We start from the raw sequence: 13,487 nt of genomic DNA, 5'->3' as shown, positions 1-13,487 counted from the left end.
ACTTGTGATTCAGTAGGGTTTCTTATCATCCTATATATTGTGCAACTCGGTTTTTACCTTTCTGCTTGGCTCCTAAATACATCGCACGGTCTGCATTACGAATTAACGTAGGGGCATCTTCCCCATGTGAAGGGGCTGTAGCAAATCCGATACTTACAGTCAATTTTATTACATGTAATTCATCTTCTTCGTTATAGATCATAAAATCTTCTGATGCTATATGGTGACGAATGGTTTCAGCCATCGAAGCACATTCCTTTTTATCATCATCAAACAACAAAATAATAAATTCTTCCCCGCCATAACGAGCAACGATCCCTTTTTTACCTACTAAAGATTCTAGAACTTTAGCTATACCTTTGAGAACCACGTTACCATTTTCATGTCCATAGGTATCATTAATCGCTTTAAAGTCATCAATATCAATCATAATCAGTGAAAAAGGGGTATGTTCTTTATTATTATTACGAAATTGATCGTCTAAGATGGACATAAAATATCTGTAATTATACAGATTCGTAAGCGGACAACGTATACTTTCTTGTTTTGTTTTTTCGAAATTTAGAGCATTTTCAAGAGCTGTCCCATAGATGCTACAAATGATGTCGGCCCCAGTTTTCCATTGTCTAAAAGAAGGAAAGGGTACTTCAGATATACCCGTAAATACACCAATGACTTGTTGATCCCGAATGACGGGTGTGATTAAATAATATTTCACTTTCCAATCCGTGTAATCATCAAGAAAATGCCTTTTATTCCATTTGATTTTCCCTTGTTGGCTTTTTCCTTGCTTATAGGCTAGATAACTAACGTCTTCTAGACCATTAAATTTTTTAGGAAAAAGGAGTTCTTGACTTCGATTCATCACATAATCTAGCTTAGGTTGATTGGGATTTTCATACGTTACAAGATATACAAAGTCGACTGGAAAAATATCAAAAATAGTCTTGAAGTACGTCTTTCGAATATGATCTACAGATAATTGCTCAGATAACTTTTGACCAAGTCTGCTTATTTGTTGTAAAAAACGATTGTTGTTATAAGCTTCATTAATGAGACGGACAATGACTGAAAGAGAAACGAGTGGAACAGAGATAATAACAATGGACAACATACCAATAAAACCATACATTAAACACAAGATGATGGAAAGTGGGAACTGCAATACAACGATTAAAACTTCCCAAAATGTATCTTGCTCAATAAATTTCATATTGGCCTTTAGAATCCATTTCCGGTAAAGATAAATACAAAGATGATTGGTTAAAAAAGATGTTACATAGTAAATAAGGGCTTGTCCAAAATTTAGTGTGGTCCAGTTTTTTATGATCCCAGTTTCCCCACCTATAGCATCGTAAACTAATCCCGAAACAAGGCACACAAGGAGAAAAATAATAGAATTAAGGGGTATACGGTAAAATTCTTTTTTACTCATGCGTTTGGATAGGATGTAGGTTAATATACCTAACTGCACAATGACAATGTTTATTAATAAACCAAACATGAGAAGGGTAGCAAAAGAGATTGCATCAAGCAAAATGATGTTAATTCCCTTAACACGAAAAGACGATAATGATGATAAAATCATCAAAATGGACATACCTACCATAGAATAAACGGGGTAATGAAATTGTGGTGGCTCAAAATGATAGATTAAAGGAATTATCGTTAGAAAAGCGATTAACCATGTTACCCAAATTCCTATTTTTAGTCTCCTGCCCAAATCTTTTTGCCCCTTCCTACCTTAAAACCCAGACTTTTCTCCTATTCCTTATATTTTAGTCATAAACTGATAGTTAAATAAAGTCTTTTTTTAAATAAAATTGAAAAAAATAACCTTTTTGTGTAGGTACGTTTTATTTGATACTATTCTGCTTAATAAACTGTCTGACTTGAGAAATAAAGTAAAGGGAGCCTGTTATTAATAGTACCGAACCTTTCTCTATCTTTTGAACGCTTTCTTGAATACTCCCTTTCCAATCGTTGTTAATACACTTAACTGGATGTGATGAACACTCATAGAGATGGTCGGCAGATTCAGCTCTTGGATAATCAAAAGTGGTGAAAGTGATGGACTCGGACACCGATTCGATATCATGAATCATATCACGATACTCTTTGTCTTTAAGTGCTGAATAAATCGTATGGATATGATAATGGCTGTAATAACGTTTAAGTGCTTTGACTAGGGCTTCCGTTCCTTGAATATTGTGAGCGCCATCCAGAAGAATAAGCGGGTTTTCCGAAACTATCTCAAAACGCCCTGGCCAAGAAGTCTGAAGCATCCCTTGCCGTAAACTCTCTTCATTAACGTAAAAGTGATGTTTCGAGTTTAGATAGTTGACCACCATAAGTGCGAGACTCGCATTTTTTATCTGATGTTCACCACGCATCCTAATGTGAATATCACGATAGTCACCAAGAGTTGAATAGAACGTTACTATTTCTTCAAGATAAGAATGAGAGATATTCTCTGTACGAAACTCTCGACCCATTAAAAAAAGGTCTACTTTCTGTTTAGACGCTTTGTCTTGAATAACCCGAATGGCTTCTTCATCTTCAGCAGATGTGACAACTGCTACACCTTCTTTGATGATGCCTGCTTTCTCATAAGCAATCTCAGCGATCGTATCACCAAGTTGCGCCATGTGATCCATACCTACATTCGTAATAACAGAGACAAGAGGATGAATGACGTTTGTCGAATCCAGTCTTCCGCCAAGACCGACTTCATAAATCACAAGATCACAAGGCTTTAAGATACCAAAGTAAACAAAGCTGATCATGGTGACCACTTCAAATTCGGTCGGAGCACCTAAATCACTCCGGTCTAATTCTTGAACATATGGATAAATTATCTTAGCCGCTTTGATAAGATCCTCATCAGATATGTACTCACCATTGATCATTAACCGTTCATTGAAACAGGTGATATACGGCGAAATAAACGTTCCTACCTTATAACCAGCAGCTTGATAGATATGTCTTAAAAAGCTGACTGTCGAACCTTTTCCATTTGTACCTCCAACATGGATTGTTTTCATTTTTCTTTCCGGATGATCTAATCTTTCAAGCACCCATGTCATTCTTTCCGTACCTGGTTTGATCCCATGAGGTAGGCGTTCATGTATCCAGTTTAACGTTTCATCAATCGATTGAAACATACGAGGCTCCTCCTATAATGAAATGAACGATGGCGGATGAGTATCCCATCCGACCACCGTCATAGAATGTTTTAAATCACTATTTAGCTTTGCAATTCTTTAATACGTTCTTCTACTTTTTGTTTTTTATCAAGATAGTCTTGCTGTTTGGCTTTTTCAGCGTCAACCACTTTTTGTGGTGCTTTATTCACAAAGCCAGGATTACCCAATTTCTTTTCAACTCGTTCAACTTCATATTGGTATTTCTCTAATTCTTTTTTCAAGCGCTGAATTTCTTCATCTAAATTAATTAACCCTTCAAGAGGAAGATAAATTTCAACACCTGTCACAATCGCAGAAACTGATTTTTCTGGTATTGCAAGTTCCGTTGCGATCGTTAGTTGCTCTGGATTACAGAAACGTTCGATAAACGCTTGATTGACTTTTAAAATACTTTGCTCTTGATCAGAGGCTGTTTTTAAGTAGATATCAATGGGTTTACTTGGTGCTACATTCATTTCTGAACGGATATTACGGATTGATCGGATAATACTTTGAATAAGTGTCATATCATGTATAGCTGCATCATTATCAAAATCAGGATTAACTTCAGGCCAGCTAGCAAGAAGGATCGTTTCCCCTTTATGCGGAATGTGCTGCCAAATTTCTTCAGTCACAAATGGCATAATTGGATGAAGTAATTTTAAGATACGATCTAGAACAAATGACAAGACAGATTTGGTTGATTGCTTGGCTGTTTCATTTTCTCCATAGAGCGGTAGTTTAGCCATTTCAATATACCAATCACAAAAATCATCCCAAATGAAGGAATATAGATATCGTCCAGCCTCACCAAAGTCATAGGTTTCATAGAGTTCTGTCACTTTTGTAATCGTTTGATTCAAACGAGCGAGAATCCATTTATCACTGACATTCAGTTCACCCGTAAGATCAATGTCTTCAAATTTAAAGTCACCTAGATTCATTATGGTAAACCTTGCAGCATTCCAAATTTTATTTGCAAAATTCCAATTGGCTTCGACTTTTTCCCATTGGAATTTTAAATCTTGACCTGGTGTTGTCCCAGTTGCGAGTGTATAACGAAGGGCATCCGCACCATAACGTTCAATGACATCCATCGGATCAATACCATTTCCAAGCGATTTACTCATTTTGCGACCTTCTGCATCCCTAACAAGCCCATGTATAAGGACATCTTTGAAAGGGCGTTTACCAGTAAATTCAACTGACTGGAACATCATACGGGCCACCCAGAAAAAGATAATATCATAGCCTGTGACTAGCGTATTGGTAGGAAAATATCTCTTATAATCGCTACTTTCTGTATCTGGCCAGCCCATAGTAGAGAACGGCCACAGCGCGGAACTAAACCAAGTGTCAAGAACATCTTCATCTTGTTTCCATTCATTTGGATTTTCCGGTGCCTCAAGTCCTACATAGATTTCCCCTGTTTCTTTATGGTACCAAGCTGGAATCCGGTGCCCCCACCATAACTGCCTCGAAATACACCAATCGCGAATATTCTCCATCCAGCGACTGTGTGTTTGTTCAAAACGTTCCGGTACAAAATTGACACCTTCATCTGTTTTTTGGTGATCCAAAGAAGCTTCAGCAAGTGGCGCCATTTTAACAAACCATTGCGTTGACAAATAAGGTTCAACGACCGCACCACTGCGTTCAGAATGTCCAACCGAATGAAGATGATCTTCAATTCGAATCAGGATACCCACTTCTTTTAAATCTTTAACGATTTGTTTACGACAGGCATCACGATCTAACCCTTGATATTTCCCTGCGTTACGATTCATGACACCTGCTTCATCCATAACGAGAATTCGTTCAAGGTTATGACGGTTGCCCACTTCAAAGTCATTAGGGTCATGAGCTGGCGTAATCTTAACTGCTCCGGAACCAAACGACATATCAACGTAATCATCCGCTACAATAGGAATTTCACGGTTAACGAAAGGAACAATCGCTGTTTTTCCTACCAAATCTTTATATCGATCGTCATCAGGGTGGACGGCAATAGCCGTATCACCAAGTAATGTTTCTGGCCGGGTTGTGGCAATTTCAATATGGCCTGAGCCATCTTTTAATGGATAAGCAAGATGGTATAGGTGTCCAGGTATATCCTTATAGATAACTTCTATATCAGACAAAGCTGTTTTTGTAGCGGGATCCCAGTTAATGATGTACTCACCACGGTAGATGAGCCCTTTGTTATATAACGTTACGAAAACTTCTTTTACAGCATGTGACAAGCCTTCATCAAGTGTGAACCGCTCACGTGAGTAGTCGAGAGACAAGCCTAGTTTGGCCCATTGTTTACGGATGAAATCGGCATACTCTTCTTTCCACTCCCAAGATTTCTCGAGAAACTTTTCCCTTCCAAGGTCATACCTGGATATGCCTTGTTCTCTTAATTTCGCATCAACTTTCGCTTGTGTTGCGATACCGGCATGATCCATTCCAGGAAGATATAAAGCATCATAACCTTGCATTCGTTTAAAACGAATGAGCAAATCTTGCATCGTTGTATCCCAAGCGTGTCCAAGATGTAATTTACCTGTGACATTGGGTGGTGGGATAACAATAGAATAGGGCTTTTTCTTTTGATCAGCGCCGGCTTTAAAATAACCATTGTCTCGCCAAGTCTTATACCACTTTTCTTCTGTTTGTTTAGGATCATATTTTGCAGCTAACTGCTCTTCTGACATTTCCATCTATACATCCTCCTTATGCACCACTGTGCTTTTTTCCAACTAAAAAAGAGCTTTCCCCTATCGCCTTTTTATAAAAGGGCGAAGGAAAGCTCCGTGGTACCACCTTAATTTGCATAATCATGCACACTCAATTTAGATAACGGTCCTTTAACCGTCTTTTCTTACTTTATTTCAGAAAAGCTGCATCAAGGGCGACTTCCAAGCTTTTAACTAAAGAAACTTTCAGCTAATGTTTCTCTCTCTTAAGTAGTTAAGAAAGCAAGTACTACTCCCTTTTCATCACATTTATTGATGTTATTCAATTATTTATTAGAACACGAGAACTTATTCTTACTATAAGTATATGAATATCATTCGAATTCGTCAAGAAGCAGTCTTCCCAATTGGGTGGACTTATTATACACGTCCTACCAAAAGGTATCATAAACTGTACTAAGCAAAATTATAGTGACGATGCATTAGCAAAAAAGATAAATTGTTGGTTATGTCTTAATGACTTCATCATTCACTCTAAAGGCTTTAAAAATCAATAAAAAACCCCTTAAAGGATAAGGGATTCTGTACGAACACTAATTTATTCGGAGGGATGATCCTGTATGTTTAAAAAATTTCAGTTTCCAACTGCTTTTAAAAAGTTACGTGAGGGACTAGAAATCATCGTAGCTCCTTTAGCAGTTTTTCAATTAATACGAACGATATTTCTCCCAACAACATTTGATGTTGTTATATTAGCAATTCTTGCTTTGGTTTATATTGCTCTGCTTAAAAAAGTATTTTAAATGATATCGGTCCTATATCCTACTCATACACGACTCTAAGATTCTTTTTTCTCCTCTTTAGGTTGAAATCCTTTACATGCACCAGTCAAACAATCATAAAATAAGGCCTCTTTGATCCATTGTTGAGTAAAATGTAACTCTCTACTTGGTCCAGAAGCCTCTTTATATTTCTTAACTAATGCATAATATCGCCTTTGACATTGCAATATCATGACGAGTAATTCTTTCTCTTTTAGATTAAGAGGACAAATCGATAGATATAACGTTAAACCTTTGTGTAGGGTTTGCCTATCAATTTTAGAATGATTTAACTGCATCAAAATATTAGCTAACTCAAACGTAAAAATATCATAGTCTGCATGTTCAAAATTAATAAGGAATTGTCGTTCACGTTGAGTTATCAAATGATTAAAAGTGGGTTTATTATGGCAAATAGCCTGCCTGACAACCATTTTCTTTTCATGTTCATCATCTTGATTATTTTCTTGCTTCATACTCTCTAAATAAGTAAATAATCTTTCATAACTAGACATGATTGAAGCGAAGTTTTGCAAGTACAGCTGCTCAAATGGTGATAAATAAACATGTTGTTCAGCTTTACTTGCAAATTGTTCATGGAACTCATATTCTTTTATTAGCTTCTCTTTATACAACTCTATTTTTGTTTCATTTAACTCCCTATCTTGAATGGTCTTGACATGCAATCGTGATATTTGCGAAATAAGACCTTCCATCTTCATTTCGAAGGATAGAGATGAAGAATCGGCAATCCAAGGTGTAAGAAGATATTTTATTCCATCAATAGAGGTTATGAAGTCCCCATACTTCGTTGGAATTAGAGGGACCGTATCAATCATAAAATGCATAGCCATTTGATGAATATTTCTTATCATTTTTTCCTGTTTAGCATCCAACTTTGTCTCTTTTAAAGCAAAAATCCCCCGCGATGTATAAATCTTCATGACTTTTCCTATTTGTTCCCACTCTGTAGGAACAAGATCATAATGAAAACACGCCCGTAGCCAGTTCTCTCTCTTTTTAATCATCGTCATTTTCGTACTCCTGTTCAACCCATTTTCTTCTAAAACCCTCCATACAGGTGAGGACTTCATTCGTTAAATCCCACCGTTTCTTGAATAAATGGATCATTCTCTCTTCTTTTTCTTGACTACTGATTTCATTAGAGGATTCTACTGCATAGATCCATTCATTTGGATAATACATCTCGGCCGTAATCTTATCGAATATTTCTTTTTCAAACAAACCATATGGCACTAAAGCGTAAATAAAATGATGAAATTGCTCGTCTGATAGTTTTGTATACCAGTGTTTTATGAGATTGGAAATAGCACTGTAGCCAATAGTTGGTTCTTCTTGACCTAATTCAACAAATAATTTCCCATAGACAGACTTAAGTTTAATTAAATTCGTCATTGGAGGTGTAAGTAGAACCTGATCGAATGGCAAATAAGGGGTTATGCGTAAGTCAGCTTGGTGTGTCCGACTAACTACTGCTGGATAACTTTTTGTTAATAATTTTGTTAACTTAGGTGCCTGGTTTGCCGATCTCGTTAATTTTTGATACTCCCGTTCAATGTTGAATATACTAGGTTCCACTTTGATGTTTGAATGATCATTAATAGGAAACACACTTTTGGTCAATAATTGACCGATCCATTTTATATAATCGTGTAGAACATCTTTGATATCTGCCTCTTCTACAACCTCATCATGACATGTAATCCAATAGGAACCATCTGATGCTGCTTCATTGCCTGTTTGTGTGATATACATTCGATCAATAAAAAAGGCGTCACAAACTAGTCTGTGTCGCCATTCTATGTGCCATTTCATAAATGCTTCACTCGGCCAAATATGAATTCTTTTTAATCCTGTATCTGTGCTTATGACGAATTTCGATTGGCGATATGGTTTAATTTCTTTAAAGCCATAGTTATTTTGGATAAGTGCCAAAATATAAGCTATATGCCGATCCATAGCCCCACCTATTTCCCTTTTGTTGGAATATAAAGAATTTGACCTTCGCTTAAAGTATTGGAGTCAATTTGATTTCTTCTTAAGATACTGGTGATTGGAACACTAAATCGTTCTGATAGTCCTTCGAGAGAATCGCCATGTTGAACAATACATAATCGTACCTTTGTAAATTGTTCATCTTCTTCACCTGCGAGCATTTTCGTTAAATAAAGAGCGTTTGCTTCTTTTTTTGTAGGTTCCGTCTCAGTCTCTTCCGTTTCGGCCATCGTGCTTTCTTTAGCCTCCTCATCTATCGGTTCAGCTTGGGCTGGGGGCGTAGTTGACGCTGGTTCGGGCTGGACTTGTGGCGTCATTGGAACAGGCTTTTGAGTTGATTCTTCAGAAACAGGGATTACTGGAGCAGGTGTAGGTATTGGAATATCCTGGCCCGCTTGTTCGCTGCGTGAAACTTCTACTTCCTCAGTTTGATGATCATCTGATTTATCTAGTTTTTTAGGTTCAAAATGAGAAACTTCTAGTTTCTCTGATTGGTTGTCATTTGATTCATCTCGTTTTTTTAATTCAATGTGAATCGTTTCTAATTCCTCAGGTTGATCGTCATTTGATTCATCTTGTTTTTTTGATTCAATGCGAGAAGTTTCTAATTCCTCAGGTTGATTGTCGTTTGATTCATCTTGTTTTTTTGATTCAATGCGGGAAGTTTCTAATTCCTCTGGTTGTTTGTCGCTTGATTCATCTCGTTTTTTTAATTCAATTTGAATATTTTCCTGTTCTTTTTCTTTTTCGGGCTCACGATGACTTTCAAAATGAAAGGAATCCGGATAAGAGAACGCATCATCTTTCTCTCTCTCTTCTTCATCAACTTCATCATCCAAAGATCGGTTAAATTCAGTTAAAAACGGATTATCCGAGTCACTTCGAGATAATGCCGCGTAGGACGATTCACTAGGATCAATAGCTACAGGTTGATCATCAAAGGGAATGCTAGACGCACTGTCTTGTTTTTCTTCTTTTTCCATTTCCGGATAACGGCTTGTAACCGATTCCTGTGGGGCCTTCCCTTCAGACGATGGTGAGACCTCTGGAGTTTTTTCTTTTTCATCCGTTAATCCGGTGATAGCAATATCTCCTTGAAGTAAAATACGGCGATTTTCTTCCAATGTATAGTCAAACGTTTCGATAACAACATAAAGGTCTTCAATATTCGCAACCTTTTGCGCGGGAACGGTAATATCTACAGGAAATCGATGTTCAATTAAGGCTGTTCCCTCATCCGTTTCATTTATTTCATCAATGGTTCGAAAAGCCGAGTGACCGTTTGAATCCTCTTCTTGTACATCTATAGCAGGTTGATCAAGCGGCTTATATTCACCAGTTAACCTGAGCGCCCCTTTGATGGCAACGAAATCACCGTTCTCTTCTATTGCTACATCAGGTTCTAAAGCCATTGACAATATATCCTCAGCACGTTCTCCGTCTTGGAGCCATATGGATTCATTAATCGAAAATTGCAGGCGCTTGTTCGAAGATTGAGACATTCCATTCATCCTTTCAAAAAGGTTTTCTATTCATGTTTATGCTAAAAGCTAGTCTCCTATGATTGATCGTCGCAAAGATTAATACTCTACTTTTCTATGTTATATGCCTGTTTCAGGAAGAATATGCCGAGTTCATTTATAACTTTAAGTTCTACATATAATAAATTTGTCATATTTTTGAACACACACTAAGACCTAATCTTCGAATTATTATAAGACTAAGTATCTGAACTCTTTGCTTGCCAAAAAAATTATTATACTGTACGATAGTTCCATGAATATGAAACTAAAAAACGAAGATGAACTCAGAGTACAAATTTTTAAAGCCTTGGCCGATGAAACGCGATTGGAAATTGTCCGAATGCTGAAAGATTCGAAAAAAGAGTTGAGTTGTGGTGAAATCGGTGACCGTGTTGATATGTCTAAATCAACCGTTTCCTATCATTTCAAAACGCTCCGTGAAGCAGGATTAACAACAACAAGAAAAGATGCTCGTACCAAGTATGTACAGCTGCGAAAGGAAACATTTGATCACTATTTACCCGGATTCTTGGATTCATTATGAGTCCAAGATTAAATTTTATCATATAGTTCGATAATGTTAAAACTATGGAATAATAAAGGAGACTTATCATTATGAAAAAAATTTCTATCTTGTTCTTCTTCATCACATTTGTCATTGGTACCGACACTTTTTTGGTTTCGCCGTTATTACCCACATTAAGGCATACATACCATGTTTCACCTGACATTTCAGGATGGCTAGTGAGCGCCTATGCATTAGGTTATGTTTGCTTTGCTCTGATTGCAGGTCCTATCTCGGATGGCATGGATCGAAAAAAAATTATGATTTATGGGTTGATGGCATTTGTTATGTCTACCTTTCTATGTGGTTTAGCCTCAAACTTCTGGTTAATGATCGTTTTTCGTTTTATCGCAGGTATAAGTGCCTCGTTTGTAACACCACAAGTTTGGGCATCAATACCTCATCTTGTTAAGAGCGAGAACATTGTCCGATCAATGGGTTATGCAACAGCCGGCCTCTCTATATCTCAGGTGATTGGCGTACCGATAGGCAGCTATCTCGCTGTTTCATCTTGGCGCATCCCCTTCTTTTCAATTGCCGGTGCGGCCTTAATTTTATTGTTTCCAATAATACTCATGCTTCCGTCGATTCCGTCTGTCAGACAAGGAAAAAAACAATCCCTTGTATCTACATATTCCCAACTATTTGTTACCCCTAGAGCAACAAAATACTTTATTGCTTACTTCTTGTTCCAATTAGGTAATTTCGCTTCTTTTTCATTTATTGGATCCTGGTTTACGAAAGATTTTTCACTTGGAGTTGCAGAAATCGGAACAGCTATGTTTACTCTTGGGGTTGGAAATACAATTGGGTCACTATTCGGTAGTTCAGTTGTCAAAAAATTAGGTGAGGCAAAATCACTCTATGTATCACTAGTCGTCTTAGCTGTCCTCTATGCGATTTTACCTTTTTCACTCAATTTAATTATGGCAGAAATCATTTTAACCTTTATCTTTTTAATTGGCGGTTTCGTTTTTCCTGTCTTTATGAGTACGATGCAGAGTTTATCCATCACTGCCCGAGGGACTATTTCAGCATTATCAAGTGCCACGATGTATTTTGGAACAACAATAGGAGGAATAATAGGGGGAATATTACTAAGCCACTTCTCGGGTTTCATAGGTGTCGCTTGGTTCACGACTCTTTTGTATATCTTTTCACTTGTTGTCTACCGTTCAAGCGGATTGTTTAACGGAACCGCTAAACGGATTGACCATCATAAAATCAATGAAAAGACTTATTAGGACATAAAGTAAAGCTTCTATATGGGGTGTTCCTTCATCCTTCACCTAGGAATGCTCGTTTACACTCATTACCATGAGGTGGGAGTCAAGACTCGCCGCTCATCCGGAATAAAGAAACAGGCACCCTCAAGTAATTCGGGGGTGCCCATTTTTCATATTGTTTCTCGTATGGATTTAAAAGCTTTTTCTGCGGCTTGTATCGTTAGCTCAATATCATCCATTGAATGTTCTGTTGATAGGAACAATCCTTCAAATTGTGATGGAGGAATGGAGATTCCTTGTTCAATCATGGATTTAAAATAAGTTTTAAAATAATCTAGATTTGCCGTTTTTGCAGTACTATAGTTGATGACATTTTCATTTGTAAAGAAGATACCAATCATGGAACCTGCTTGATTAACGGTGAGTGGGATTTCATATTTTCTCGCTGCCTCATTATAACCTTCAGCTAATCTATCCGCTTTTTTTCTAAATGATAGGTCATCTTCAGGTTTCAATTGAGACAGTGTCATATACCCCGCTGCCATCGCTAATGGATTACCCGATAAGGTACCTGCTTGATAAATGGGACCATCTGGAGCGATGTTCTCCATAATTTCTCTCTTTCCGCCGTAAGCCCCTACCGGAAGACCGCCACCGATAACTTTACCAAGGCATGTTAGATCAGGAGTAATATTGTAGTAACCTTGGGCGCAGTGGTAAGCGACTCGAAAACCAGTCATCACTTCATCAAAAATAAGAAGGGCACCATGGGTTTCTGTTAATTCCCTGAGTGTCTCAAGAAATCCTGGAAGTGGCGGGACAACTCCCATGTTCCCTGCAACAGGTTCAACAATGACCCCAGCGATTTGATCCCCGAATTTTTCAAAAATCGTTTTAACTTCATCTATGCCATTATATGGTGCGGTTAATGTATTTTTAGCAACCCCGACAGGAACGCCAGGACTATCTGGTAAACCAAGTGTTGCAACACCTGAACCCGCTTTAATAAGCAGAGAATCACCATGGCCATGGTAGCTTCCTTCAAATTTCAAAATAAGATCACGACCAGTATAGCCTCTCGCTAATCGAAGGGCACTCATCGTTGCTTCTGTTCCAGAGTTCACCATACGCACAACTTCTACAGAAGGTACGCGATCGATGACGAGCTTAGCAAGTTCTGTTTCATATTTGTGCGGAGTACCAAAGCTTGTCCCTTTTTCAGCGGTTTCTTTTATAATCGACACAACTTTATCGTTAGCATGTCCTAAAATGAGAGGACCCCAGGATAGAACGTAGTCGATATAGTCATTACCGTCAATGTCTGTCACTCTTGAACCTTTACCTTTTTCCATGAAAATAGGATTCATATCAACAGATCGAAAGGCACGAACAGGACTATTTACGCCACCAGGCATTAGTGGCCTCGCTTCTTTAAATGCCTCAATTGATTTAGAAAAATTCATGATGATC

General features: G+C 37.7%; 10 protein-coding genes and 1 other annotated feature. Of the genes, 3 read left to right on the top strand and 7 right to left on the bottom strand.

The window, feature by feature from the left end:
• Nucleotides 1-25: 25 nt before the first annotated feature.
• From GMB86_RS06910 to GMB86_RS06900, 3 genes are all read right to left on the bottom strand, one after another.
• Complete coding sequence (locus GMB86_RS06910; RefSeq protein ID WP_155218055.1) at nucleotides 26-1,723, bottom strand: sensor domain-containing diguanylate cyclase; 1,698 nt, start codon at nucleotides 1,721-1,723, stop codon at nucleotides 26-28.
• A 133-nt stretch (nucleotides 1,724-1,856) separates the two neighbouring features.
• A complete protein-coding gene (locus GMB86_RS06905) occupies nucleotides 1,857-3,164 on the bottom strand; it encodes a bifunctional folylpolyglutamate synthase/dihydrofolate synthase (RefSeq protein WP_155218053.1) in 1,308 nt (435 codons plus the stop codon).
• 83 nt (nucleotides 3,165-3,247) lie between these two features.
• Nucleotides 3,248-5,890, bottom strand: coding sequence for a valine--tRNA ligase (locus GMB86_RS06900; RefSeq protein WP_155218051.1), 2,643 nt, complete (start codon nucleotides 5,888-5,890; stop codon nucleotides 3,248-3,250).
• 71 nt (nucleotides 5,891-5,961) lie between these two features.
• Nucleotides 5,962-6,179, bottom strand: a binding site (T-box leader).
• A gap of 307 nt (nucleotides 6,180-6,486) precedes the next feature.
• Here GMB86_RS06900 and GMB86_RS06895 point away from each other — a divergent pair.
• Nucleotides 6,487-6,669 (top strand): hypothetical protein, encoded by a 183-nt coding sequence (locus tag GMB86_RS06895; RefSeq protein ID WP_155218049.1) that lies wholly within the window; start codon nucleotides 6,487-6,489, stop codon nucleotides 6,667-6,669.
• A gap of 35 nt (nucleotides 6,670-6,704) precedes the next feature.
• On the opposite strand, the gene GMB86_RS06890 is transcribed toward GMB86_RS06895, so the two are convergent.
• From GMB86_RS06890 to GMB86_RS06880, 3 genes are read right to left on the bottom strand one after another with little or no spacing between them, the layout of a single operon-like run.
• Nucleotides 6,705-7,721, bottom strand: a complete 1,017-nt coding sequence (locus GMB86_RS06890; RefSeq protein WP_155218047.1) for a hypothetical protein — start codon at nucleotides 7,719-7,721, stop codon at nucleotides 6,705-6,707.
• Nucleotides 7,708-8,667, bottom strand: a complete 960-nt coding sequence (locus GMB86_RS06885) for a hypothetical protein (RefSeq protein WP_155218044.1) — start codon at nucleotides 8,665-8,667, stop codon at nucleotides 7,708-7,710. Before GMB86_RS06885 ends, GMB86_RS06890 begins: the two co-directional genes overlap by 14 nt.
• An 8-nt stretch (nucleotides 8,668-8,675) precedes the next feature.
• Nucleotides 8,676-10,205 (bottom strand): LysM peptidoglycan-binding domain-containing protein, encoded by a 1,530-nt coding sequence (locus GMB86_RS06880; RefSeq protein ID WP_196220145.1) that lies wholly within the window; start codon nucleotides 10,203-10,205, stop codon nucleotides 8,676-8,678.
• 274 nt (nucleotides 10,206-10,479) lie between these two features.
• On the opposite strand from GMB86_RS06880, the gene GMB86_RS06875 reads away from it, so the two are divergent.
• Both GMB86_RS06875 and GMB86_RS06870 read left to right on the top strand, forming a co-directional pair.
• Nucleotides 10,480-10,770 (top strand): ArsR/SmtB family transcription factor, encoded by a 291-nt coding sequence (locus GMB86_RS06875; protein WP_196220144.1) that lies wholly within the window; start codon nucleotides 10,480-10,482, stop codon nucleotides 10,768-10,770.
• Between the two features lie 71 nt (nucleotides 10,771-10,841).
• Nucleotides 10,842-12,035, top strand: a complete 1,194-nt coding sequence (locus GMB86_RS06870; RefSeq protein WP_155218038.1) for an MFS transporter — start codon at nucleotides 10,842-10,844, stop codon at nucleotides 12,033-12,035.
• 152 nt (nucleotides 12,036-12,187) lie between these two features.
• Here GMB86_RS06870 and hemL read toward each other — a convergent pair whose 3' ends face one another.
• Complete coding sequence (hemL, locus tag GMB86_RS06865; protein WP_155218036.1) at nucleotides 12,188-13,480, bottom strand: glutamate-1-semialdehyde 2,1-aminomutase; 1,293 nt, start codon at nucleotides 13,478-13,480, stop codon at nucleotides 12,188-12,190.
• Nucleotides 13,481-13,487 lie beyond the last annotated feature (7 nt).

This window comes from Terrilactibacillus tamarindi, from assembly GCF_009718825.1.
Classification (GTDB): domain Bacteria; phylum Bacillota; class Bacilli; order Bacillales; family Sporolactobacillaceae; genus Terrilactibacillus; species Terrilactibacillus tamarindi.
Note: the sequence above shows the minus strand (reverse complement) of the source record. Positions and strands in the feature narration are given on the sequence as shown.

Excerpts from the sequence above, each read along its gene's own strand:
- GMB86_RS06905 (WP_155218053.1), bottom strand. The coding sequence starts at position 3,164 with ATGTTTCAATCGATTGATGAAACGTTAAACTGGATACATGAACGCCTA.
- hemL (WP_155218036.1), bottom strand. The coding sequence starts at position 13,480 with ATGAATTTTTCTAAATCAATTGAGGCATTTAAAGAAGCGAGGCCACTA.
- GMB86_RS06900 (WP_155218051.1), bottom strand. The coding sequence starts at position 5,890 with ATGGAAATGTCAGAAGAGCAGTTAGCTGCAAAATATGATCCTAAACAA.
- GMB86_RS06880 (WP_196220145.1), bottom strand. The coding sequence starts at position 10,205 with ATGTCTCAATCTTCGAACAAGCGCCTGCAATTTTCGATTAATGAATCC.
- GMB86_RS06870 (WP_155218038.1), top strand. The coding sequence starts at position 10,842 with ATGAAAAAAATTTCTATCTTGTTCTTCTTCATCACATTTGTCATTGGT.
- GMB86_RS06895 (WP_155218049.1), top strand. The coding sequence starts at position 6,487 with ATGTTTAAAAAATTTCAGTTTCCAACTGCTTTTAAAAAGTTACGTGAG.
- GMB86_RS06875 (WP_196220144.1), top strand. The coding sequence starts at position 10,480 with ATGAATATGAAACTAAAAAACGAAGATGAACTCAGAGTACAAATTTTT.
- GMB86_RS06890 (WP_155218047.1), bottom strand. The coding sequence starts at position 7,721 with ATGACGATGATTAAAAAGAGAGAGAACTGGCTACGGGCGTGTTTTCAT.
- GMB86_RS06885 (WP_155218044.1), bottom strand. The coding sequence starts at position 8,667 with ATGGATCGGCATATAGCTTATATTTTGGCACTTATCCAAAATAACTAT.